Annotated in this window: 10 protein-coding genes; 7 read left to right on the top strand and 3 right to left on the bottom strand. The window is 67.0% G+C overall.

Annotation, left to right across the window (positions count from 1 at the left end):
* Positions 1-176: 176 nt before the first annotated feature.
* From pglW to OG194_RS33505, 6 genes are read left to right on the top strand one after another with little or no spacing between them, the layout of a single operon-like run.
* Positions 177-4,622 (top strand): BREX system serine/threonine kinase PglW, encoded by a 4,446-nt coding sequence (gene pglW, locus OG194_RS33530; RefSeq protein ID WP_327404502.1) that lies wholly within the window; start codon positions 177-179, stop codon positions 4,620-4,622.
* Positions 4,619-8,338: a BREX-2 system adenine-specific DNA-methyltransferase PglX gene (pglX, locus tag OG194_RS33525; RefSeq protein ID WP_327404501.1), complete on the top strand. Its 3,720-nt coding sequence runs from the start codon at positions 4,619-4,621 to the stop codon at positions 8,336-8,338. Before pglW ends, pglX begins: the two co-directional genes overlap by 4 nt.
* On the top strand, positions 8,331-12,239 hold the full coding sequence (locus OG194_RS33520; RefSeq protein WP_327404500.1) for a PglY protein: 3,909 nt from the start codon (positions 8,331-8,333) through the stop codon (positions 12,237-12,239). The genes pglX and OG194_RS33520 overlap by 8 nt, the downstream gene beginning before the upstream one ends.
* Complete coding sequence (pglZ, locus tag OG194_RS33515; protein WP_327404499.1) at positions 12,239-15,022, top strand: BREX-2 system phosphatase PglZ; 2,784 nt, start codon at positions 12,239-12,241, stop codon at positions 15,020-15,022. Before OG194_RS33520 ends, pglZ begins: the two co-directional genes overlap by 1 nt.
* The gene (gene brxD, locus OG194_RS33510) at positions 15,019-16,347 is read left to right on the top strand and encodes a BREX system ATP-binding protein BrxD (RefSeq protein WP_327404498.1); all 1,329 of its coding nucleotides are present in this window, start codon (positions 15,019-15,021) and stop codon (positions 16,345-16,347) included. The genes pglZ and brxD overlap by 4 nt, the downstream gene beginning before the upstream one ends.
* Positions 16,344-18,476, top strand: a complete 2,133-nt coding sequence (locus tag OG194_RS33505) for a DEAD/DEAH box helicase (RefSeq protein WP_327404497.1) — start codon at positions 16,344-16,346, stop codon at positions 18,474-18,476. The genes brxD and OG194_RS33505 overlap by 4 nt, the downstream gene beginning before the upstream one ends.
* A gap of 328 nt (positions 18,477-18,804) precedes the next feature.
* Here OG194_RS33505 and OG194_RS33500 read toward each other — a convergent pair whose 3' ends face one another.
* Positions 18,805-19,074, bottom strand: coding sequence for a helix-turn-helix domain-containing protein (locus tag OG194_RS33500; RefSeq protein ID WP_266768087.1), 270 nt, complete (start codon positions 19,072-19,074; stop codon positions 18,805-18,807).
* 149 nt (positions 19,075-19,223) lie between these two features.
* Between OG194_RS33500 and OG194_RS33495 the strand changes: the two genes are divergently transcribed.
* Entirely contained in the window at positions 19,224-20,594 is a 1,371-nt protein-coding gene (locus tag OG194_RS33495) for a tyrosine-type recombinase/integrase (protein WP_327404496.1), read from the top strand.
* Between the two features lie 221 nt (positions 20,595-20,815).
* On the opposite strand, the gene OG194_RS33490 is transcribed toward OG194_RS33495, so the two are convergent.
* Positions 20,816-24,505: a hypothetical protein gene (locus OG194_RS33490; protein WP_327404495.1), complete on the bottom strand. Its 3,690-nt coding sequence runs from the start codon at positions 24,503-24,505 to the stop codon at positions 20,816-20,818.
* 386 nt (positions 24,506-24,891) lie between these two features.
* Positions 24,892-25,059 (bottom strand): hypothetical protein, encoded by a 168-nt coding sequence (locus tag OG194_RS33485; protein ID WP_327404494.1) that lies wholly within the window; start codon positions 25,057-25,059, stop codon positions 24,892-24,894.
* Between the last annotated feature and the right edge of the window lie 12 nt (positions 25,060-25,071).

The raw sequence follows: 25,071 nt of genomic DNA, 5'->3' as shown, positions 1-25,071 counted from the left end.
TACCGTGCGCGCAAGGGGAGTTTCACGCCCCAGGCCTTGTATGCGGCCTCCGATCTGGCAAGGTGATCGATCATTGGATTAGTTTCGAGAAGCCGTGATTCTCCGCCTCAGGCCAGTAGCACCGGCACACGTCGTACCGACGAGCGGATCCGGCTGCGAAAGGTGCGTGAACGGCGGTGGCGGCAGTAGGCGGCCCGGCGACCCCCAAGCCCGGCCAGCACCAGCCGAAGCGCTGGTACCAAACTCGGCCATCCCCCTTTCCGTGGGAGCAGGCGGCTCTTGACCACATCAAGCAGCGGATGCCGGTCACTGCCCCGAACTACTCGTGGTCGACCTTCTCCTTCACTGCCATGAGCGGCCGCATCAATGAGTGCGACCTGCTCATCGCAGTACCCCGGGGCCTATATCTGGTCGAACTGAAAGGGCACCCCGGCCGGGTCGCGAACAGCGGCGACACCTGGAGCTTCCACGCCCCCGACGGCCGGATCCGTACGATCCGCAACCCTCTGCACCTCACCGACCTCAAGTCCAAGGAGCTGAAATCCCGGCTCCAGGAAGCGGCCCGCGAGCTCTACCCGAGCCTCCGCGTCCCCCGTATCGACCCGGCCGTCTTCCTCTCCGACCCTCTACTCCAGAGCGAATTGGACACAGTTCAGCGCACCCATGTCTACGGACGTGACGGCGTCCGGAGCGGACTCCCGGGGATCTGGGACGAGTTCCTCAGCCTGCCGCCGGAGCGCGAGAACTGGCGGGTCAGGGAGGACTTCACCCGGAACCTGCCCGAGTTGATGAAGAAGATCGGGGTGCGGGCATCGACCGCTCACCTCGACTTCGGCGACGGCTGGAAGCTCGCCTCCCGCCCTCTGGACGCGGGCCCCACGTGGGAGGACCGGCTCGCCGAGCGCAAGGAGATGATCCACGAGGAAGGCCGGGTCCGGGTCTATCTCGTCGAGCAGCAGGCGAGCGAGGAAAAGCGGCGTTCTACGAGCCGTGCCGCCGAGCGCGAGTATCAGGTGCTGCAGGGCATCGCCCACCGAGGTATCGCCCAGGCCGTGGCCCTGCGCCAGCATCAGGGCGGCCCCGCTATCCTCTTCCGCCACCGGGAAAGCGATCTGCGGCTGGACAACTACCTTGCCGTGTACGGCGCGAAACTGACTGAAGCGGTACGCCGTGACATGGTGCGCCAACTCGCCGAGGCCGTCCGCTACGCCCACCGCCGCTCGCTCTATCACCGTGCGCTGGCGGCCCGTTCGGTATACGTCAGCGCACGCGAGAGCGGCAGCGACCCCGTTCTGCGAATCATCGACTGGCAGGCGTCCGCCCGCGACTTCGACACCACCTCACTGCGCTCGCTGGGCGAGAGTTCCTTCACTGGGGAGCACATCGAGGACGCCGCCCAGTGCTACCTCGCACCCGAGACCGACGCCGACTACCCGGACCCGGTGGACCTCGATGTCTTCGGCATCGGCGCGGTGGCGCATCACATTCTGACCGGGATGCCTCCCGCAGAGACCCGTACCGCGCTCAAGGAGCGACTCACGGCCGACGGCGGACTGCACATGTATGCGGTCAGCGACGCCATGGACGCCGGACTCGACGAGCTGGTGTACGCCGCCACCCGAGCCTCCGTCGACGATCGGCTGGACTCGGCCGACGCCTTCCTCAAGCAACTCGATAATGCCGAACAGGCCAGCGCCGCCCAGGCCGTCGCTGTGGAGGCCGACCCCCTCACTGCCACCCCCGGTCAGGCCGTCGACGGCGATTGGACCGTCGAGCGAGTCCTCGGCTCGGGTGCCACGGCACGTGCGCTGTATGTGACACGCGTTACCGAGGACGAGCGCGGCACAAGGGCGGCGGAAGAGCGGGTCCTCAAGGTCGCCCTGGACGCAGACAAGAACGAGCGTCTCGCCTCCGAGGCCGCAGCCCTTCAACAGATCAGCAGCGGACGCATCGTCAAACTGTACGAAGGTCCGCGGACCATTGGCGGCCGGACCGTCCTCGCTCTGGAGTACGCGGGCCCCGAAACACTCGGCCAGCGGCTGGCCAGCCATGGGCAGCTGGGCTACGAGGAACTGGCGTCCTTCGGCGAGGACCTTTTCACCGCGCTGGACGACCTTGCGGCCAGAGGTATGCGCCACCGCGACCTCAAGCCTTCCAATCTCGGGATCAAGGTCCGGGACGACGACGAGCAGCAGCTCGTGCTGTTCGACTTCTCCCTGGCCAATGTCTCCGATCGGGACATCAAGGCGGGCACCCGCGGCTATCTCGATCCGTTTCTGGGCGATGCACGGCGTCCTATTTACGACGACTACGCGGAGCGGTACGCCGCCGCCGTCGTCCTGCACGAGATGGCCGCCGCCGAGCGCCCCATGTGGGGCAACGGCGCGGACGATCCGCTCACAGCGCTGAAGGACGAGCTTCCGCTGCTCGCCGCCGACGCCTTCGTGGGGGTTTTGAGGCCCGGTCTCGAAGCATTCTTCGAGCGGGCCCTGCACCGGGACGTCAACCGCAGGTTCGAGTCGCTGCGGCAAATGCGGGACGCCTGGCGGGCGATCTTCACCGAGGCCGACCGCACCCAGCCTCCGCCGACCACCGACACCGTCTCGATACTGGGGGCCGGCGGGCTGCCGGAGGGGCTCTCCGAGGACGACATCCGGGATCTGTACGCGGAGAGGGCGAAGCTCGGAACGACCCTCAGGGATGCAGGGCTGACCGAGCGGGCGGCGGCTGTGGCCGAGGAACTCGGCGCGGTGACAGTCCGCGAGCTACTGGATGTGCCGTTGCCCCGCTTCCGGGGCAAGCGCGGGATCGGCGCGGTCGTCAAGAAGGAGCTCAACCGACGACACCGTCAGTGGACGTCTGCCCTGCGGCCGAGGAAGCCCAAGGCCGTGGCCGTGCCGGTACAGCCCACGGTGCCAGCGGCGGACGACATGCTCGGCGCCGAGCATGAGGCCCGGCAGAACGTGGAAAGGCTCGCCGCGCTCCTCAACCCGGTATTGGCCGGCCGCAAGGACAACAAGCGGCCGCAGGTCGTCGCGGCCTGGCTCGGGCTCGATGGAAAAGCGGAGCCGGGCGCCTGGCCGACCAACCGGCAGGTTTCGGAATCGGTCAAGGCCTCCGAGTACACGGTCTCCAGGCACCTAGGATCGGCGATCGGCGAGTGGGCCTCTGCGGACTGGATGACCCTCCTGTGCGGTGAGCTGGTGGAAGCCGTCCAGGATGCAGGACGCGTGATGACCGCCCGCGAACTGGCCCGGGTGCTCAGCGCGGGTCATGGCTCCGAGAGCGAATCCACCGAGGGCACGGAGGCCGCCGCGCTCGCCGTCGTACGAGCCGCTGTCGCCGCCGAGACCCTCCTCACCGGCCGCGACGAGGACCATGAGCCCCGGCTCGCGCAGATGCGGCGGCGAGGGCGTCTGATCGTAGCCCTGGAGTCGCTGGACGGCTCCGACGATCCGACTTCCGATGAACTCGCCGCATACGCCATAGAGTTGGGCGAGGCCGCCGAGAAGATCGCCGCCGCTACACCGCTGCCGGACCGCGCCGCGACGCTCCGTGACCTGCGTGCAGTGCGCACACCGGAAGGCATGGACCCGCTCCCGGACGCCCGGCTCGTCACCCTGGCCGCAGCGACTTCGGTAGGTGCCGCGGCCTCGCCCCGACTTGAGCTGTACCCCCGGACATTGGAGCTGTGGCGGGCTCTTCAGATCTCACAGGCCGCGGCGGGTGTACGACGCGAGGTCGGCATCAGCCTGGAGGGGCTGCTGGCTCGGTTGCGTTCCCGCTTCCCCGAGATGGTGCTGGGCAAGCCCACGTACATCGAGGTCGAGGACGCGCTCAAGAAGGCTGGCTTCCCGCTGACGTACGAGACGGCCGAGGCGCGCTTCAAGCCTCCAGTGCCGGTCTCGGCGGTGACCGGCAGCAGCTGGCTGTACTCCTCCACCGGCACGGTGACCGGAGCCTCTCGTGCGCTGGCGGCGGGAGCCGCCGCCGGGCGCGAGCCGTCGTTGCTGCTCGCCGCGAAGCTCGACTCCGCAGTACGGGAGGGCGGTTTCCTCGCACTGAACGTGCACGTCAAGCGGTTACGGGGTGAGACGGGTTCGGTTGCGGACGCGGTGGCCGAGGCATTCCCGGTCGTACCGGTGAGCCTGGCACGGGTCTTCCTGGAGGAGTTCCGGGCGCTGGCGGGAGAGCACGGCACGGACTGGTCCAAGGTGCTGGGCGCGGACACCCGGTACACAAGGAGCGGCGAACTCCCCGGCGGGCTGCGGTCGTTCGTGGTCCGGGTCTGGCCTCGCGTCGCTGCGCAGTTGGAGAAGACGGCTTCGCGGGAGCCGGGGACAGTGTTGTTCGTACATACATCTGGGCTGCTCGCGCACTACTACGAGGCGGGTGGGCACGACCTGCTGGTCGGCTTGCAAGCCGGTGCGCGCAAGCCAGGCGGGCGACCGCACGGACTGTGGTTGCTCACCCCTTCGCACAATCCGCAGGGCGGACCGGAGCTGGACGGTCGCACGGTAGAGATAACCGGCGGCGACGCGGAACGCGTGGTACTGACCGAGGGCTTCCTGAAGGACTTGGCCACCATCTGGGCCGCACATCGAGAGGGTTTGGGACAGTGAGCGCACGCGGTAGCGGCCAGGATGGATTACTGAAGGACCTCCGCAAGCAGGTCGCGCTCCTGGAGGACGACTTGCGGGCGCGCAGCGACTCGGAGGAGGAGTACCGGGACAGGCTCGCAGACGAGTACGCGCGCGCCTGCGCCGCCGGGCGGACAGCGGCCATGTACGAGGCATGGCGCGACGAACGGGTCATGCAGGTCGCGGCAGCGTGGGTGCTGGGATGCGTCTTCGTCCGATTCTGCGAGGACAACGGGCTAATCGCGCGTCCGTGGCTAGCAGGTGTCGGCGAGCGGCTCAAGGACGCAGAGGACCACGACACGGCGTTCTTCGCCGCGAACCCGGAAAAGAATGACCGTGACTGGATCATCGCGGCGTTTGATCATCTTGCTGGCACCAACCCGACGGTGGCGGGGCTCTTCGACCGCGTGCACAACCCATTGTGGGAGATCTCGCCTTCGTATGAGGCAGCAACGGCGTTATTGAAGTTCTGGCGGCGGGTTGGTTCGGGCGGCGAGATCGTGCACTCGTTCGTGAACGAGGACTTGGACACTCGATTCCTGGGTGACCTATATCAGGATCTGAGCGAGCACGCGAGGAAGACGTACGCGCTGCTCCAGACCCCGGTGTTCGTGGAGGAGTTCATCCTCGATCTGACATTGGAGCCGGCGGTGAAGGAGTTCGGCCTAGAGCCCGTCGTCTCCCTTGTCGACGGGCACGGCATCGTACGGGAACTCCCCGCAGGCCTGCGCACGATCGACCCGGCGTGCGGCTCTGGGCACTTCCTGCTGGGGATGTTTGAGCGGCTGCTGGAGAAGTGGCGCGACTTCGACAAGGGCGCGGATGACTGGACGCTGATCCGGCGGGCGCTGGATGCAGTGCACGGGTGCGACAAGAACCCGTTCGCAGTGGCTATCGCGCGGTTCCGGCTGATGATTGCCGCGCTCAAAGCGGCGGACGCGAAGCGGCTGGACACGGCTCCCGGGTTCCGGATCAACCTGGCCGTGGGGGACTCTTTGCTTCACGGACGCGGAGCCCCAGGGGTTCGCCAGGGGCTGTATTCCGATCATGAGCAGTTCTTCTACACCACCGAAGACATATACGACTTCACGAAGAGTTGCGACCTACTCGGGAGAGGTTCGTACCACGTTGTAGTCGGCAACCCGCCTTACATCACAGTAAAGGATAAGCAGGAAAACCTGGCCTACAGGGAACGGTACGACACGTGCGCAGGAACGTACGCGTTGTCGATACCGTTCGCGCAGCGGATCTTCGAGTTAGCGGTGCGCACCAGCGGGTCAGAGCGCGCGGCAGGATTTACGGGCCAGATCACGGCAAACTCCTTCATGAAACGCGAGTTCGGAAGAAAACTGATCGACTGGTTCCATCAAAAAGTTGACTTGACACATGTCATCGACACTTCCGGCGCCTACATTCCGGGGCACGGGACGCCAACGGTTATCTTGGTTGGGCGAAATCGCACGGCCTACCAAGAAGATTTAGTCCGTACTGTCATGGGAATACGCGGCGAACCCTCGCAGCCGGATGACGCATCAAGCGGTCTCGTCTGGTCCGCCATTTATCAGCAGATCGATCAACCTGGCAGCGAGAGCGAATGGGTCTCGTCAGTCGATTCTGCACGTAATCAGCTCGCAGAGTATCCATGGTCCCTAAGCGGTGGCGTGGCTGGGGAAATCGCCGAGGAGATCGCATCAGGACGGCAGAAGCTGGGCTCCAGGGCTACCAGCATCGGGCGAACCACAGCAACTGGCGCCGATGATGCCTTTTTCCTCCCGGACGTAAGTACCGCACGACGCCTCAGGGACCATTCGGCAATTCGAACGCTGATCACGGGTGACGTCGTTCGAGATTTCAGATTCACAGATTCGGTCGCAGTTCGTAACCCTTATTCAGGCCCAGAAAACCGACAGACCATCAATTCGGACCACCATCTCATCAAACACAGTTTATGGCCCTTCCGAACTCAATTATCGAAGCGCGTCATCTTCGGCAAAACTATAATCGAGAACGGTTACCCTTGGTATTGCCATCTCGAGAACTATTCGAGCAAGCTCACAACCCCGAAGGGAATATCTTTCGCCTTCGTTGCCACGCATAATCACTTCACTCTCGACACCCAGTCGCGCTTATTTAATCGTTCCGCGCCGGTGATCAAACTGCCGGATAGTGCGAGCGAGGACGAGTACTTGGCACTGTCGGGAGTACTCAATTCGTCGGCAGCATGCTTCTGGCTCAAGCACGTCTGCCACGACAAGGGTAGCCAGTCCGGCACCGGTGGCTTCATGCACGATGAATGGGAACGCTTCTACGAATTCGCCGGGGCTAAACTTCAGGATTTCCCCCTGCCCGACCGGCTTCCTCTATCCCTCGGCCGCATCCTCAACTCTCTCGCTCAAGACGTCGCCATTCACGAGCCCTCGGCCATATGCGCCGCGGACGAGCCGCCCACGCCCATCCGCCTCGATGCCGCCCGGGACACCTGGACCCGCGCCCGCCAGCGCATGGTCGCCCTCCAGGAGGAGCTCGACTGGGTGGTGTATCACTCCTACGGACTCCTCGCTGACGACGAGGTAGCCCGACTTACAGCCTCCTCGCTCAGCACCATTCCCCAAGTGAGCCTCGGAGAGCGGGCATTCGAGATCGTATTGGCTCGGAAGCAAGCAGCTGGCGAGGCTGAGACTGTGTGGTTCGGGCGGCACGGCTCCACCCCCATCACCGAGATCCCAGCCCACTGGCCGGACTGGTACCGGGATATCGTGCAGGCCCGCATCGACACCATCTCCGCCCGCCACGACATCGCGCGCATCGAGCGTCCCGAGTGCAAGCGCCGCTGGGCCACTGACCCCTGGGAAAAGCAGGAGAAGGCCGCTCTGCGGACCTGGCTACTCGACCGGTGCGAGAACAAGTCCCTCTGGTTCCACATCCTCAATGACTTCGAGCAACCCCGCACCCTCACCATCGGCCAGCTCGCAGACGAACTCGAAAGGCTCCCGTACGCGGACGCGATCCGCAACACTGCTTCGCTTTACGCCGCCCATCTTGGCAAGCCGAACCTCTCCCTCGCCCAAGTCCTCCAAGATGTGGTCGACGCGGAGCACGTGCCCTATCTCGCCGCGTACCGCTACAAGGACACCGGACTTCGCAAGCGCTCGCAGTGGGAGGACGTCTGGGACAAGCAGCGCAAGGAGGACCGCACCGGCGAGCACCTCGACATCGCCGTACCCCCCAAGTACGCCTCCGCGGACTTCACCAGGCAGTCCTACTGGTCGAACCGCGGAAAGCTGGACGTCCCCAAAGAGCGCTTCGTGTCCTACCCGGACGCGAACCCGGACTCCGACCCGACCCTCCTGCTCGGCTGGGCCGGCTGGGACCAACGCGACCAGGCCACTGCCTTGCTGAACATCGTCACCGAGCGCCGCAAACAGCAGGACTGGCCCGCCGAGCGCCTCGCACCGCTGCTCGCCGGAATCGCGGAACTGATGCCGTGGCTTCGGCAGTGGTTCGGAGACGCGGACGACGAGTGGGGCGAGGAGTCGGCAGCCGAAGAGTTCCAGAGCTTCCTGGACGGGGAGTTGGCACGCGAACAGCTCACCCCAGCCGCACTCACCGACTGGCGTCCAGCGAATGCGACCCGTGCACGCAAGACGAAGAAAACGGCAACGACGGCCATGAAGAAGGCGACGGAAGACGATGAGTAACAGTGGCAGCGACCTCTACCTCCGGGACGTGCTGGACCTGCCTGAGTCCGTGCTCGCCGGGTCATTCAAGGTCGAGCTGTCCGGCGGCTTCGATCAGACCGCCGAGCGAGTGCGCGAGTATGTGGTCACCCCGCAGCTGGAACAGTCCCTCCGTCGGGCGCTGAAGATCGTTGAGGCGTCCGTGCGTGCGGGGTCGTCCAACGCCGCGTATCTTCACGGCTCGTTCGGCTCCGGCAAGAGCCACTTCATGACCGTGTTGCACGCCATCCTCTCCAACGCCCCGGCCGCCCGCACCAAACCCACACTCCAGCCGATCATCGCGGACCACGACACATGGCTGCGGGACCGGAAGTTCCTGATGGTGCCGTTCCACCTGGTCGGCGCGACGGACCTCGACTCAGCGATCCTCGGCGGCTATGTCGCCACGGTTCGGCGGCTGCACCCGGACTCACCTGTGCCGCCGGTCTACCGGGCGGACGCGATGTTCGACGACGCCCGCCGCCAGCGGGTGTTCTTCGCGGACGACGCGCAGTTCGTACGCTGGCTCGGTAACCCCGCGCTGCCGGAGGAAACGAATACCGCCCCACCACAAGCCGCCGACGACGAAAGCGACCTAGAGGACCTCGACGTCAAGGAGGCCCCGAAGGTCTGGACCCCGGCCCTCCTCGACCTCGCCTTAACATCCGCCCCCGGCGAGCAGGTCCGCGACTGGCTGGCGTCCGCACTGCTCTCCGGCCCGTACTCCTCGTACTCCCGTGGCGCGCTCGGCGCGAAGAACGCCTTTCTGCCCCTCGAAAACGGGCTGGACACCATCAGCCGGCACGCCAAGTCCCTTGGATACGACGGCCTGATCCTGTTCCTCGACGAGCTAATCCTCTGGCTCCAGGCTCATCTGCGTGAGCGGACCTTCGTCAATGACGAGGTCAACAAACTGGTCAAGCTGATCGAGTCCGGTACGGGTGGCCGCGCGCTGCCGGTCGTCTCCTTCATATCCCGCCAGCGCGACCTGTCCGAGCTGATCGGCTCGGACGCAGTTGGCGCGGAGGCCAAGAACCTGGAGCAGCAGGTCAAATACCTGGCGGGCCGTATCGATCCAATCAGCCTGGAGGACCGCAACCTCCCGGAGATCATCAAGGAGCGGGTCCTCAAGCCGAAGGACGATGCCGCCAAGGCCGTACTTGAAGCGGCCTTCGCCCGGGTCGAGACATCCAACCAGTCAGTACGCGATGTGCTCCTAGACGCCAACGGCGCCACCCATGCCGACTGGGCCGACTTCAAGGCCCTTTACCCGGTCTCGCCCGTCCTCCTCAACGTCCTGGTCGCGCTCTCTGGCGCTCTCCAGCGCGAGCGCACCGGCCTCAAGCTGCTCCAGCAGATGCTCTACAAGAGGCGCGAAGACATGAAGGTCGGCGAGTTGATCCCGCTGGGCGACCTGTGGGACGTACTGGCCGAGGGGATGGGAGAGGCGTTCACGGACCGGCTGCGCAGCGAGGCGGAGGCGGCAACTCGCTTCCACGGCAAGGTGACGGAGCATCTGCTGCAGAAATACGGCTCCCCGGACGACACCAAGTTCAAGGCCGACGACCGGTTCGTCAAGACGATGCTGCTCGCCTATCTCGCCCCTGAGGTGCCGGCCCTCGCCCGGCTGACCGGGCCGCGCCTTTCCGCGCTCAACCACGGCTCGATCCGCTCCCGCACCGGGCAGGAGGACCGGATCGTGGTCAAGCGGATGCAGGAGCTCCAAGCACAGTTCCCCGGCGAGCTGCGCAGTGACGGCAACGACGTGGACCCGGTGTTCACGCTGCATCTGTCCGACCTGGATGTGGAACCGATCCTGGACAGCGTCGGCGAGAAGGACACTCTCGGTGCACGCAAGCGGTGGGTGCAGGAGTGGCTGTGGCGGGAGCTGGTGATCGCCGACAATGGCACGCTCGTCGCCGACCGCGAAATCGTCTGGCACGGCACCCGGCGGACGGCCGAGTTCGTCTTCGAGAACGTGCGCGATACGCAGATCCTCCCCGACACACAGTTCGAGCCGTCCGCGCCGGACCGGATCCGTTTCGTCATCGACTATCCCTTCGACGATGACGACAAGGGCTTGCCCAGCGCGGACGAGAACCGGGTCTTCCGGTTGCAGCGGGAGAAGCCGGATGCGCCGACCGTTGTATGGCTGCCGTCCTTCCTCTCCGCTCAGCGGGGGACCCAGCTCGGCCGGCTCCTGAAGATCAACTACCTGCTGGAGCGCGACCGGTTGAAGGACTTCGCAACCCATCTGTCCTCCGACGACCAGGTACGTGTCAAACATCAGTTGGAGGCGCAGCGCGAGACCCTCGTCTCGCAACTGGGTCAGGTGCTGCACCAGGCGTACGGGATCGCCAAGGCCAACGAGACCGACCTTGGGGCCCAGGTCACCGAGGGGAAACACGTCCACTCGCTGTATGCCGGACACGTTCCGCAGCTCCAGGGCGGCGGCGTCTTCAAGTACAACCTGCTGAAGCTCGCCGATGGCCTGCTGGACGCGATGTATCCCAAACATCCGAACTTCGACCGCCAGGAGAGCCGCAAACCGGTCACTCCCGCGAAGTTCAAGATGGCGTACGGGTGGATCGCGAAGGCTATGGACGACGGCTCGCGCCGGGTCGTCGTCGACGGCCGCGAACTGACGGATGTGGCGCGGATCGTGCATCCCTTGGAGTTGGGTGAGGTGCACGACGGGCCGCTGAACGTCTCCACGGACTGGCGCCGTCACATCGACCAGCAGGCGGCCAAGCACGGCGCGAAGGGCGACTTTCCGGTCGAGGACATCCGCACCTGGATCGCCGAGCTCGGCTGGACGGGCCTTGACAAGCTGGTCTCGAACCTGGTGATCGCGACGTACGCGCTGCTCTCCGACCGCTCCTGGATCTACCGTGGCAAGGCCGAACAGGCCCCTGCGCTCGATCAGTTCGGTCCCGGCTGGGCACTGCGGGCGCAGGAGCGGCCCAGCGAGGACGAGTTCACAGCGGCGCACACGCGGGCCGCCGCGCTGTTCGGCACGAGCGTGCCGCAGGTGCTGTTCACCAGGAATGTCAACGCGCTCGCGTCGGATGTTCGTGCGAAGGCCGAGGAGCGCGAGGCTGCTGTCAATGGGCTGCGGCGCGCACTGACCCGGTACCGAAGTGCCCTCGGCATCAGCGGGGAGGCGCTGAGCGCCCGCGAGCAGTCGGTGCGGGACGCTGCCGATCTGCTGGCGCGGATCAAACAGAACCTAGAGGCGACACCGCTCGCGCGGGATCTGGCGGCTGCGACATATCTGAGCACCGATGTGGTGCTGGCCAAGACGATGTCCTCGGCACAGCGGGTATTGGAGGCGCTGGAGCGTACCGACTGGGATCTCATCGACAGCGTACGCAAGTACACCGGGCGCGGGGACGGTCTCGCCGACCGGTCCGGGCTGCTGCTCGCCGAGATCGCGGACGCGGCAGGGGCCGACGAGTTCGACACGGATCTGGCCCCGGTACTGAGCAGCGCGCGCGGCCAGGCCGTGGCTCTGATCAACGAGGCAGCGCGGCTCAGCACGGTGACACCCGTGGCGCCCGTCGCGCCCCCGCCGCCCGCGCCTGTCGAGTCGGAGGCGATCGTCCCCCCTGCCCGGGCCGAGGACGACAGGCCGACCACGCACAGTCAGTCGCCATTGCCGTCCACGCCGACCACGCCGACAACCACCCGGCGGTCTCGGCGAGTGAAGGCCACGGACAGCGAAAGTGTCCTGGAAGCCGCACTCAGCAGGGCCCTGGCCGACGTACAGGGCGAGATCCGGGACTATGCGGCCGCGCACCCGGGCGTCGAGATCGAGATCAACTGGCAGGTGCTGCACGCGACTCAGGGCGACAGCGCGAGCGTGCCGGGCGGCGAGGACTGATGGGAGCCACAGTGCCCGAACTCGACCAGCGGGTCGTTACCGGGCTACTCACCACGCGCCTTGCCCACACGAAAGGCCGGCGGCTTGTGCTGGTCCACGGGAAGTACGCGTCCGACGGGCCCACGGAGTTCACCGTGCCGATCGGCGACGGCGAACGGCGCAGGGTTCGGGTCACGCACACCACTTCGGTGCTCGGCCTCACCGATGCCTGGCAGGCTCATCTGGCCACCGAAGGCGCGGACCTGCTGGTGGTCACCACTGATGTGCACGGTGACCGGATCGGCCTCGATCTGCTGGGCGAGATGGTGCGTTCGCAGATCATCGCCGTCGACGAGGCCGACATCGTCAAGCAGCTCTTCGGCGCCGCAGACCTCGACCCGCGGATGCGACGGGACCCGTGGCTGTGGCTGCCCGGCGCGCTGATCGTCGCCGAACCGGTGGCCGGCTGGCCGCAGCACGGGGCCGTGCTCACCCTGGACGCGGCGATGCGAGCCCTCGTCGGGGTGCGGCTCGGGCTTGAGGGCGTCTTCGAGGGTGGGGCATCGGTGGACGTCGATGCGCTGCTCACCTGGTCCCGTACGCCCGGCGGCCCGGAGCGCTTTGCCGCGCTGCCCGAAGCCGAACAGCAGGGCATCACCGACTGGCTGGCACAGAGCGCCGGCGAGGCCGCCCCTGTACTGCTGCGGCTCGCGCTCCGCGGCCGGGGGACCGAGGCAACCGCGCTCGGTGTGCTGGCGTCCGTCATGACCGGAAAAGCCGCGTCGGCCGACGCGGCCGTCGCACTGGGTACGGTCTTTGGCATGGTCGGTTCCCGGCCCTCCGAACTCCGCGCCTACGCACGGGCGGTGGAAGGCACGCTGACCCGCTGGATCGGTGAGGCGGCGGGGCGGGGGCCGCAGAGCATCGATGCCCGGCAGCGGGTGCTCGACGTACTGCTCCAGGCCGACGAGCTGGCGGGCAGCGCCCATCTGACATCTGCGCTCGCCGACAACCCGTTTCTTCCCTCCGGCTTCCAGTCACGACTGCATCGGCTGGCCGAGGCGCTTACTGAGGAACCGGAGGAGGCACAGGCAGCCTGGGATCACGTTCAGGAGCATCATCTCGCCGCCGACTTCTATCCGAAGCGGGTCGAGCTGGCGCGCATGGCGGTACGGCTGAGGCACTGGCTGGACGGGCAGGAGCCTGTGGTGTCCTCGGTCGACCAGGCCGTGCACACACACGTCGCCGACTGGGGGTGGGTGGACCGGGCGCTGGCCCAGCTGTGGGTGGGCGACGCCGAGGCCGAGGCCGCTCTGGTCGAGGCGTACCGCACCGTGCACGACGCGGCGCGACGGCGGCGAGCGGTGCTCGACGAGACCTTCGCGGCCGAGCTCGGGCCGTGGACGCAGCACGCAAGTGCTGCGCAGCCCGGTGGAGTGCTGCTCATCGAGGACGTACTGCGGACGGTCGCCTTGCCGCTGGCAGCCGAGCGGCCGCCGCTGGTGCTCGTCCTGGATGGGATGAGTAGCGCGGTCGCGGCTCAGCTCGGCGAAGAGCTGACAGGTGTGGGGCGGTGGCGCGAACTGTCCGGCGGGGGGCGGAGGGCGGCCGCGGTCGCGACGATTCCGTCGGTAACGTTGCTCAGCAGGGCCACACTCTTGTGTGGGCGTCCGGTGTCGGGCGGGCAGAGCGTGGAGAAGGAGGGATTCGCCGCTTTCTGGCAGGAGAACGGGCATGCTGCAGCCCTCTTCCACAAAAACGAGATTCCCGGGCCTGCGGGGCACCTGCTCGATCCGCGACTGGTCGCGGCGATCGCCTCGGACGCCGTGGTGGGTGTCGTTCTGGACGCCGTCGAAGAGAGCCTCGACCACGGCCAACGGAGCTCACTCGCGGACTGGGCTGTGAACCGTGTTAAGTACCTCCCCGAGCTACTCAACTCCGCGCGTGGGCAAGGGCGTCCTGTGGTGCTGGTGTCCGATCACGGCCATGTGCTGGACCGGCAAGGGTCCGAGGTGGGACCGGTGGATGCTGAGGGTGTTGAGTCGGCCCGCTGGCGTACCGGGACGACGGTCAGTGAAGGCGAGGTCGTGCTGGACGGACCGCGGGTGCTGGAGAACGGCGGCCGCGTCACCGTGCCCTGGTCGGAGGAGATCTGCTACACCCCGCGCAGAGCCGGGTACTACGGCGGTGCGGCGCTCGCCGAGATGACGGTGCCGGTGCTGGTGCTGGCGCCGTCTGCCGACCTCGCGCCCGTGGGGTGGGCCGAGTTGCCGCGTGAGTCCGTGCAACCGTCGTGGTGGGAGGCGAGTACCGCACTGGCGCCGGTGACGGCTCCCGCTCCCGCACCGTCCTCCAAGCCTGTGAGGAAAACGCCGTCAGCCAAGCCGAAGGCCCGGCCGCAGGAGGGTGAGCTCTTCACCGACGACGCGGTCCCGGTTCCCGTGGCCAAAGCAGCGCCCGCCGTGCCGGCTCCGCACACGCTCGGCCGCCAGATCGTCGACACCAAGATCTACGAGCAGCAGGGCAAGTTCGTCCGCAAAACCCCTGACCGCAAGGTGGTGGCCGCCGTCATCGACGCACTCGAAGCCTCGGGTGGCACGCTCTCGCTCGCGGCGGTCGCCGCGGCCGCTGTCGCTTCGGGCGGCCGCACGCACACGCGCCCCGAGGGCTTCGTCACCGTGCTGACCCGGCTGCTAAACATCGAAGGCTACGAGGTCGTCAGCCTGATCGACTCCCGGACCCGGGTCCGGCTCAACCGCGAGACATTGCGCGAGCAATTCGAACTGCCCAAGGGGAGCGCATGAGCGCCGCACCCGTGAGCGCGGCCCGCCGCCGCGAGGTCATTGACGCGCTGCGGCGCGGGACCGTGCCCCGGTCCGGCCTCGACCTGTTCGCAGTCGGCCTGGAACGCTTCAGGCCCGCGCTGGACGAGCGGATCGCCACGATCACGACAGGCGGCGCGGCCTTCCATGCGGTCCGGGGCGAGTACGGGTCCGGCAAGACTTTCTTCGCGCGCTGGCTCGCCGAACGAGCGAAGCGGGCGGGGCTCGCCGTCTCCGAGATCCAGATCTCGGAGACAGAGACGCCCCTTCACAAGCTGGAGACGGTCTACCGGCGGCTCACCGAACGGCTGACCACCGCGACCGAACCTGCCAGTGCGCTGCGCTCGGTGATCGACGGATGGTTCTACACCCTTGAGGAGGAGGTGAACGAGGCGCAGCCCGAACTCGCCGAAGACAGCGTGGCGTTGGAGGCGGCTATCGAGGCTTTGACGGAAGAGCGGCTACGTGTCGTCGCCCAGACCACCCCCGCCTTCTCCGCGGCTCTGCGCGGCTACCGCAAGGCCACGCTGGACGGAGACGCGGCGACCGCGGAGGCTGTCATCGCCTGGCTCGGCGGCCAGAAGTCGGTTGCCGCTTCCGCGCGGCGCACAGCCGGTGTACGCGGAGACCTCGACCACTTCGCGGCGCTCGGCTTCCTCCAGGGGTTGCTCACCGTGCTGAAGGACTGCGGGCATCCCGGACTTCTGGTGGTCCTCGACGAGATCGAGACCCTGCAGCGGGTGCGGGGAGATGTACGGGAGAAGGGGCTGAACGCCCTGCGGCAGCTACTCGACGAGATCGACGCAGGCCGCTTCCCCGGTCTCTTCCTGGTGATCACCGGCACCCCTGCCTTCTACGACGGGCAGCAGGGCGTTCAGCGGTTGCCCCCGCTCGCCCAGCGACTGGCCACCGACTTCTCCACCGACCCGCGCTTCGACTCGCCGCGTGCAGTGCAGCTGCGCCTAACCGGTTTCGACCTCCAACGACTGGGTGAACTCGGGCGTTCTGTAAGAGACTTGTATGCAGGAGCGGCCCGGAATCCTGAGCGTGTCGCCTCGCTCGTCGACGATGGGTACGTGGCAGAGCTGGCCACCGCGATGACGGGAAGGCTCGGCGGGCGGGCTGGGATCGCGCCGCGTCTGTTCCTGCGCAAGCTCGTCGCGGACGTACTGGACCGGGTGGACGAGTTCGAGGATTTCGACCCGCGTAAGCACTACGCGCTGACGTTGAACGCCGACGAGCTGAGCGAGGTCGAGCGCAACGCGGCGACGGACAGCGCCGACGAGATCGAGCTGGAGCTGCCGTGACGGGCGCCCCCGAGCCGTTGGATCGATTGCACCCCGGGCTGGTCCACCACATCGTCAACACCCTGGAATGGCCCGGGCTTCGCCCGCTTCAGGAAGAGTCGATCGAACCGCTGCTAGACGGCTCAGATGCCGTACTCCTCGCTCCGACCGCAGGCGGAAAGACCGAGGCCGCGTCGTTTCCTCTGTTGTCGAAGATGGCGGCGGAGAACTGGACAGGAACGTCGGTCCTGTACGTCTGTCCTCTCAAAGCGCTGCTGAACAATCTTCTGCCACGTCTGGAGACGTACACCTCCTGGCTGGGACGGACCGCTGCCTTGTGGCACGGAGATGTCTCACAGCCACGTCGTAAGAAGATCCTGCGCGACCGCCCGGACGTACTGCTGACAACACCCGAGTCTCTGGAAGCGATGCTGGTCAGCACGAACGTCGACCATCGGGCCTTCTTCTCCGGGCTGAGGGCGATCGTGGTGGACGAGGTGCATGCCTTCGCAGGGGACGACCGGGGCTGGCACCTGCTGGCCGTACTCGAACGGCTGGAGCGGGTTGTCGGGCGTCCGGTGCAGCGGATCGGGCTCTCCGCGACGGTGGGCAACCCGGAGCAACTGCTCACCTGGCTGCAAGGCTCGGGAAGCGGACAGCGCACGGCGCAAGTCGTCGCCCCGCATCTGCGCGAGGAAAAACCCGTACTGCCGCCACCCGGCGACGTCCAACTCGACTATGTGGGGTCGCTGGAGAACGCAGTCACAGTAATCGCCGCCCTGCACCGCGGCGAAAAACGACTGGTGTTCTGCGAATCGCGCCGCCAGGTCGAGAAACTCGGCGAAGGCCTGCGGGCGAAGGGTGTGACCACGTTCTTGTCACACGCCTCATTGTCGGTGGATGAGCGGCGGCGGGCGGAAGAGGCATTCGCCGACGCACGGGACTGCGTGATCGTCTCAACCAGCACACTGGAGCTCGGCATCGACGTAGGCGACTTGGACCGTGTCATCCAGATCGACGCGCCTGGCACCGTGGCCTCCTTCCTCCAGCGCCTCGGCCGCACCGGCCGACGGCCCGGCTCCACCCGCAACTGCCTCTTCCTCACCGTCGACGAGGACGGCCTGCTCAGTGCGGCAGCCCTGCTCCTGCTGTGGTCGCGCGGCTGGGTGGAACCTGTCGTAGCCCCGCCTGAACCCCGGCACATCGTCGCCCAGCAAGTACTGGCCCTCTGCCTGCAGGAACACCGCGTGGGAGACCGGCTCTGGCAGGAATGGTGGGGCGGGCTCGGCCCCTTCGGTCCCTCAGCCGAGCCCATCGTGCGTCACCTGCTCGACGAGGGGTACCTGGACCGGGACGGAGGCATGTTGTTCATCGGTCCCGAGGCCGAACGCCGCTTCGGCTACCGGCACTTCATGGATCTCACCGCGGTCTTCACCGCTCCCCCGGAATTCGCGGTCCTGTCGGGCCGTACCGAAATCGGCACGACCAATCCCGCATTGCTCACCGAAGAGGTGCCGGGCCCAAGGCGCCTGCTCCTTGCCGGGCGGAGCTGGCAGGTGACCTACATCGATTGGTCCCGCCGTCGATGTTTCGTCGAACCGGTCGAGAGCGGCGGCAAGGCGCGGTGGGGTGGAGCAGGCTCGGGCCGAAGCGCCTCGTATGAGCTGACCCGCGCTGCACGGGAGGTACTGCTCGGCGCCGATCCGCCGGTTTCCGTTACCCGACGCGCGGAGGCTGCGCTCGCCCAGGCCCGTGAGGACAGCGCGGAACTGGTCCACCCCGACGGAACAGTGATCGTGCGAGGCGGGCATGACACCAATGTGCGCTGGTGGACCTGGGCCGGCTACCGGGCGAACGCCACCCTCGCCGCCACGCTCACCACGGTCGCCGATCCGCTCCAGCGGCCCACCGACTCCTGCATCCGGCTCCGCGAGGACGTGACGCCCTCGGAATGGAAGAAGGCCACTTCCGAGGCCGCCGATCAGCTGTGTCTACCCTCGGTGGACTCCCGCGCGTTGAACGGCCTCAAGTTCAGTGCCGCACTGCCGCCTCGCCTTGCGGAAGCGACGCTTGCCGCACGTCTGGCGGACCTCCAAGGTGCAGCCGCTACCTTGCGAGAGACGTCCACGTTCAGCAAGCCTCGTGGGTAGTAGCGGTTCCTCGCGGATACCGCGCCCGGTACCGCATCGACGACCGACAGCGGCCAGGCCGAGGCGATCCGTGCCGCGATGCTTGGCACGAGCCGCTGCTCAAACAGCCGGCCTGTCTTCCCGAGGGCCTGCACAGCCAGGTTCAAACAGCGCCAGTGCGAACCGCACATTCCTTGAGTCCTGGGAGCCGGACTGTGAATCGCCCCGGGATGCGAACGTCGGCCGCACAGCGGAGCTACGCAGAATCGGGATCACCCACCTGCCTGAAACCTGAGTGCGTCAGCAGCCACTCGCCAACAGGTCGACACCGGCTCCGTACACCAGGTCCTCACCCATCGGACACCAGGTCGTCGAGCATCTGCGCCGAGAGGCCTTCAAGCAGCTTTCCCGGAAGGACATTGAGCCCTGACGCAATGCGAAGAAGAGTCAACACGCTCGGGTTGCGTTGCCCGTGCTCGATATAAATGAGTCCACGAAAACTCAGCCCGCTGCGTTCAGCCAGCTCCTCTAGGCTGTATCCCTGCTCCTCCCTGAGGCGTCGGATTTGCATGCCGATGGACAGAAGCCGGGGATCAGGCAGTGAGTGACTTTCAGGCACACAGCGACTTGACCGTCACACTTTTGCGCGCACCATGAACAGCTGTGCATAACTACCGGGTGTAGCGGAAAGCATTGCCTCGGCCGACAGCAACAGACCGATGCACGCGACGGCCTGAGGTTCGTCGCGCCGACGCGACCGTCGCCCTGATGAGTCTTCAGCCCCTTCGCGCCTTCGAGCCGGGCCAGCTTCAGGAGTCGGCGGCCGGCAGACGACACAGCACTCAGCCAGATCATTGGGTGGGACATATGAGCAGGCCAACGGAGCCGTTCGATCGCTGGCACAAGACCTATCCGAAGCCGGAACGCGGTGACACGCCGTGCCGCTGCGGCACCCCGAAACGCCCTCTGTACCCGTCCGCCGATCACGGCCGGGGACGGCGCTGGCAGGCGCGCTACACCGACGCCACCGGAAAGGAGAGGAGAGTTTGCCTGATTACTTGGGAGGAAGCCCGCAAGCGCCTGGACGCAGCATGTTCAGAATTCAAGGAGCCGACACCGGAAAGGAATGATGCCAGCAATGTAAGAGTTGCGTTCCATGCCATGGAAATGATCAGAAGGAAACGCAGCAAAAACAGGAATCCCCGTACCACCAACACCTACGAGAGCCACCTCCGCAACCACATCCTGCCGTTCGCCGGCCACCGCCTCGCGGGCACCCTCCGCCGCCGGGACTCCATGACCTTCGTCGATCACCTGATCGGCAAACCCGGTCTCGACTCCGCCCACACGGTCCACCAGATCTTCAAGACCTGGCGCATCCTCGTGCACTACATGCTCGACGAGGACGTCCCGCTCCCGCCCAACATCGTGGCGCGCATCGAACTCCCGAACGTCACACCACGCGTCACGGTCCCGCTGTCACCCTCGCAAGTCTCTGCGGTCGCCGCAGCGATGCGGAAGGTGGCACCACGCTATGAGGCTCTGATCTGGCTGGGATCCTGCGCCGGACTACGCCAGGGCGAGGCCTTCGGACTGAAACGAAGCCAAGTCGTCTGGGACCAGGACCTGCTTCGTGTCGCAGAGCAACGTCAGCAAGGCAACGCCGTACGCCTCAAGACCAAAGCCAGCTACGCAACCCTGCCCGTGGATCACTTCCTGATCCAGCGGCTGGCCCAGCACACAGCGCTGCATTCCGAGCCGCCGCCCGTTGCACCGCAGGCCGAACGCCGCCGCCGGGCCCGCGGCTACATCGAACCGCCGGACGAGGGCCTGCTCGTCACGAACAGGTTCGGTAGGCCCGTCCTCGACAGCGATTTCCATGAGAAGTGGCGAAAGGCCGTGAGGCTGGCCGGGCTTCCGGAACGCACCCGATTCCATGACCTCAAACACTTCTACACGACCACCCTCGGCGCCTCCGGCAAGCACGATCCCAAAACGGTGCAGGCACTCTCTCGGCATGCGGAGTTCTCTGAGACCTGGGACACCTACGCTCACCCTCCCCTCGCCGTGGAGGGAGTCACGGTCGCCGTATTCCGAACCGTTTTTTCGCACATCGACGCACCGCCGGCCGCACCGTGAACCGGCGCCACCCACACGGCTCGTACCTGTGGTGTGGCCCGACAACCGCGGACTTCCGTTGCGGACGTGCAACCACCCGGCAGACGCAGCGTGGTGGGCGATGACGTTGCAGGCGACCACTCTGTATGCGAGGTCGGGTGGATCCGCCGAACTGTCGGTCGGCTGATCAGTCCTCACGGCGAGGAGGAATGGGCGGCGAGTCTGGCAGCGGCCTATCCTGATCAACTTCTGGCGGCGTACTCATCGGGTGGCGTCCACCATCCCGGCCCGGGGTCTGCTGGAGTGGTCAGAACCTGGTCGAGGTAGTCGGTGATGGTGAAGGCTACTCTCGGGTCGGCGACGAATGCCGTGGGGTCGATGGCCTGGGTGACGATCAACGGCACGACGCGCCAGGTGCCGTCTGTGGGAGCAGCGCAGGCGAGCGCCACGGCCTGAGGGTTGGAGGCGACCGCGTCCACCTTGCGCAGGACCTTCGTCAGGTAGCCGTCCTTCGGGTCGGTGAAGCGTTTGATGTGCTGGATTACTGCGTGCGGCGCGTGCCCGGGGTGGGGGTGCTTGGCCTCTACAACCCAGAGGCGGGCGGTCGCAGGGTCAGCAATGAGCAGATCGATCTCCCCTCCTGTGGTGGGCAGGCCGGCACGCTCGGCGTCCTTCTCTCTGAAGTTGGCGACGTGGGGCAGTCCGAGACGGTTCGCGATGGCGGCGATGTCCCTCTCCAACTGCTGTTCTATGGCTTGGCGGTGCTTGGCGAGGGCGCCGCGGACCGGCGCGGGCAGGTCTCGATGTGGCAGGCGTCCATCCTGGAAAGCGGCTGCGTAAATCTCCTGCGCAGTGTGGATCACCCACGGAAGAAGCAGCAGTTGCCCGGGATCTGCGGAGATCAGCGGGTGGGTGGTGAGCCGTGGGCGCCGCTCGACCTCCGTGTACCGGTGCTCGCGGTCATCGGCGGCGTTGCCGCGGTCGAGGACGAGTGGGTCGATCGCAGCACGGGTTTCCGAGATGGGCACGCCTGACCAGGCGGCCGCCTCGCGGGCCAGCTCATCGGGCGTGGTGATGCCGTATCCCTCGGGACCAGTTGGCCAGTCCACTGCCGTGCCGAGCACTGCGCCGAGGGCGTCGAATCCGAAGCCCCACGCCCGGCACAGTTCCTGGTCAGCGCGGGCGAGGGAAGAGCCGGGGGCCGGCCGGAGGGCGGTGAACGCCCCCGGCGTCCTGTGCGGCCGGGGCCCGACGTGAGGCGGGGCCGGCAGATCAGCAAGGGTGCTCTGCCGACTCTGGGCCAACCAGTGGTGGTGGCGCGCGCGAGTCCACGCTTTCTGGTCCAGTCCAAGGTGTGTGGCGGTGGCGGTCGGGTCCTCGGCGTCGGGCTGGTCGATGTGAAAGACGCCGGTGGCGTGTACCTGGAGTTCCAGGCCGTGCAGTCCGCGGGCTCCTGCGACGGCTGTGATCCCGCTGTACAGAATCAGTTCGGCGAGGGCGATCAGGTCGGCCACGGCCAGTAGGTCGACGGCGCAATCTCCTTGGGGCGGCGTGGCCAGTGCCTCCTGCAGGAGCAGGTTCAGCGCGGAGGTAGCCACCGAGTCGTCGGATGTACGCCGCTGAGCCTCCCCTACCCAGTTGTCGGCCCAGGGCGCGGCCAGATTGAACAGCAACTCGTGGTGGCGGTGTGTCCGGGCGCACCAGGCGGCGTTGAGGTGACGGGCCAGTTCGGTGGTAAGTGCGGGCTCGAAGGAGCGGATCTCCGTGTCGAGCAACGCCTCCAGCGCGTGGAGGACCTGCTCGGCCGGGCGCACGGCGTCGCGCCCGCGCCACAGGCCGGCTGGGACCCCGGCTTCCCGGACGGCCGCTGCCGCGGAACGCAGGGCGCGGATCTGAACGTGTTCGCCGTCCGGCACGGCGTACTCGGGGGTCTGAGCGGGCCACGGGTTCTCCAAGACGTTGAGGGCTAGGACTGGGTCGGCCTGGTTCCACGCCTCGGTGAAGGATCCGGCATCGGGGCCGTTTCCTGCGTCTCGCCCTTCGCGGACCTGGCTGGCGCAGTGGTGGAGGGCGTGACCCAGGGCGCGGTGTCCTTCGCGTCCGTCACCCGCGAACGCCCCGAGGAAATCGGGCCCCATGACGAGTCGGATGGATGCGCTGGGCGGATCGACGGAGACAAGAAGGCGAAGGCCGTCGGCAGGGGCCTCGGTGTCTGTTCCGTCGTCGGGCAGCTGCGCCGGGTCCGCCAGGGCCTGGGCCAGATCCACGGTGATCGGGACCTGGTCGGGGAGGGTGAAGTGCCGGGCGATCACAGGATGGGCGGTGATGGTGGTGCGGATCGCGTCGGCCAGGCCGATCAGGCACGGGAAGTCCAGCGGCGCCTCACCGGGTTGGCCGGGGCGGACAGTCACGGCGAGCGGTGGGTGGGTACTCACGGCCGCAGCCGCGGTTGGAGTTGCGTAGTGGTGAAGGTCCGCATGCAGCCCCGCCGCTCCATCGGGGAGGTCGACGATCTTCGTGGCTGTCCACTCCACGGAGGCGGGCAGGCCCGCGTCCGCGAGGACCTTGTCGATCGGTGCCCAGGTGGCGGCCCGGTCCCAGGACAGGTCTCGGCCTTGCCGCGGGACGACGGCAACCTCTGGCACGGATTCGCCGGGCGCAAGGAGTGTGCCGTTACGGCGCCAGCCGCCCCACGCATCAAGCAGGTGGAGGTAGGCGATCGCATCCACTCCCGGATGCTGGGTCATCTCCCACACGAACAGGGCCAGCGTGGCTCGGTTCCCGGCGGCATCGGCTGCCATCTCGGCGAGCTCCTCGACATGCACCATGAGGGTGTCGGTGACCGCCTCGCGTACGAGGAAACGCGGCCCCGCATACACCACCAGCCGTCCCTGCTCCGGTGAGGTCTCCTCCCGCAGGGCCCTTCGGGCGGCCTCGACTCGCGGCCCGAGGTGCCCGTCGAGGAACGCGCTGACGACCGCGACCTCCAAGCGAAGCTGGGGCGCGCTGATCCGGGCCATTTCGTCAGGGCGGGGAACGCTGTCCAACTGCAGTACGTCGGCAACCCGTAGCACGGCTAGGTCCTGAACGCGCTGGGCCAGGTCCTGGTTGAATCCGAGGTGTCGCAGGAGCTGTTCGGCGGCAGCCGTGACGGCTTGGAGCGCTTCGCTGGCCGGTACGGGGATCCTCCGGCCGTGGGCCCGTACGGCCAACACGGGGCCGAGCAGCTGCCGCTTCGGGTCGTACTTCAGCTTCAACTTCCCAATGTCTGCCGTCAGCCACGCCAGCGCCCGGCGTGCGCGCTCCGGCTGGTCGCAGGCAGAGGCGATGTCGTCGAGGCAGTCGTACTCCGCTATCACGACGGCATCCACGCTGGCCTGGGCGAGCCAGCATGAGATCGTCTCGCCGTCCGGGCCTTCTTCGGAGGTCGGCCAGGCATGCACGGCCTCTCTCATCCGGCGGTCGGTGTAGCGCACGGCGAGCTCGATGACGTCGCCGAGGCCGAACCCGACCGCGCCGAGCAGGTGCTCGTCGACGGCACATGCCGTCAGCCGCAGGCTGCGGAGCACCAGAAGGGGGTGATCCAGGTCCCCCGGGTGCAGCAGCATTCCAGCGAAGCGCACACCAGCTCGTACGTCGTTCGGCTCTCCCTCAGTGAGGACGCCCCGTCCGGGAGCACCCTGCACCGCGGCCTCGACGAGGACCGGCAGCACCTCGGCCATGACCACCGCACCAGAACGGCGCCCGCTGCGAATGACGCGCGTCCACAGCAGCAGGAGATGGTCATGGAATCGCGAGCAGGTCGGTGCCATCAGCGCGGCTTCCAGCAAGACCAGCAGCGACTCGGTCGAGTAGGGGGCAAGTGCCGTGTCGATGGTCTTCCACTGCACGCGTCGCTGCTGCGCGGAGGTGGGCGGAGGCGGGCTGGTCATCGCGGTGCTCCCCGGGTGTGATCCTTACGATGCCAGGGTGGCAGCAAGTGCCCAGACAGCGCTCTTGAGTTGACAATCGCGAGTTCGCCGGTCACGGTCTGCGCCGCCCTGGTGCCACGGCTGGAGCAAGGCCTGGACGCGGTGTTGACCATCGTCAGCGACAAGATGCCGAGTCGCTGGGTCGCCGTTTCGGCACGCGGATCCTTAACGTTGGCGGCCCCAGAGTGGCAGAGCTCCGGGTTCTGGGAGGACTCTTCGATGCTGAACCACCTGCGGTCGCCGAGTAACTGCTCGGGCCCGCTTTGCCTCCTCGCGGATTGACATAGCGAGGCGGTGGCCCCTACCGGCGATCCATTGGCCCGTGCTGCCGCTGGTCTTCACCCGCATCAGTGGCTTCGCCGGTCGCGGCGTGGCCGCCGCTGCAACCGCCGGTGCGCCAGCGAGCACGACACGTAAAAGCCGGCGGCCGCGGTCACGAAGTCCAGTAGCGTCGTGACCTGCGGAAGCGCCATCCAGATTGACTCTGCCCAGGACGTGATCGTCGTGAACGACATCGCGAGCTCCTT

The organism is Streptomyces sp. NBC_01288 (assembly GCF_035982055.1).
Lineage (GTDB): Bacteria > Actinomycetota > Actinomycetes > Streptomycetales > Streptomycetaceae > Streptomyces.
The sequence above is the reverse complement of the archived record's forward strand: the minus strand, read 5'-3'. Positions and strand labels throughout refer to the sequence as shown.

Excerpts from the sequence above, each read along its gene's own strand:
- OG194_RS33520 (WP_327404500.1), top strand. The coding sequence starts at position 8,331 with ATGAGTAACAGTGGCAGCGACCTCTACCTCCGGGACGTGCTGGACCTG.
- pglZ (WP_327404499.1), top strand. The coding sequence starts at position 12,239 with ATGGGAGCCACAGTGCCCGAACTCGACCAGCGGGTCGTTACCGGGCTA.
- brxD (WP_327404498.1), top strand. The coding sequence starts at position 15,019 with ATGAGCGCCGCACCCGTGAGCGCGGCCCGCCGCCGCGAGGTCATTGAC.
- OG194_RS33495 (WP_327404496.1), top strand. The coding sequence starts at position 19,224 with ATGAGTCTTCAGCCCCTTCGCGCCTTCGAGCCGGGCCAGCTTCAGGAG.
- OG194_RS33490 (WP_327404495.1), bottom strand. The coding sequence starts at position 24,505 with ATGACCAGCCCGCCTCCGCCCACCTCCGCGCAGCAGCGACGCGTGCAG.
- OG194_RS33485 (WP_327404494.1), bottom strand. The coding sequence starts at position 25,059 with ATGTCGTTCACGACGATCACGTCCTGGGCAGAGTCAATCTGGATGGCG.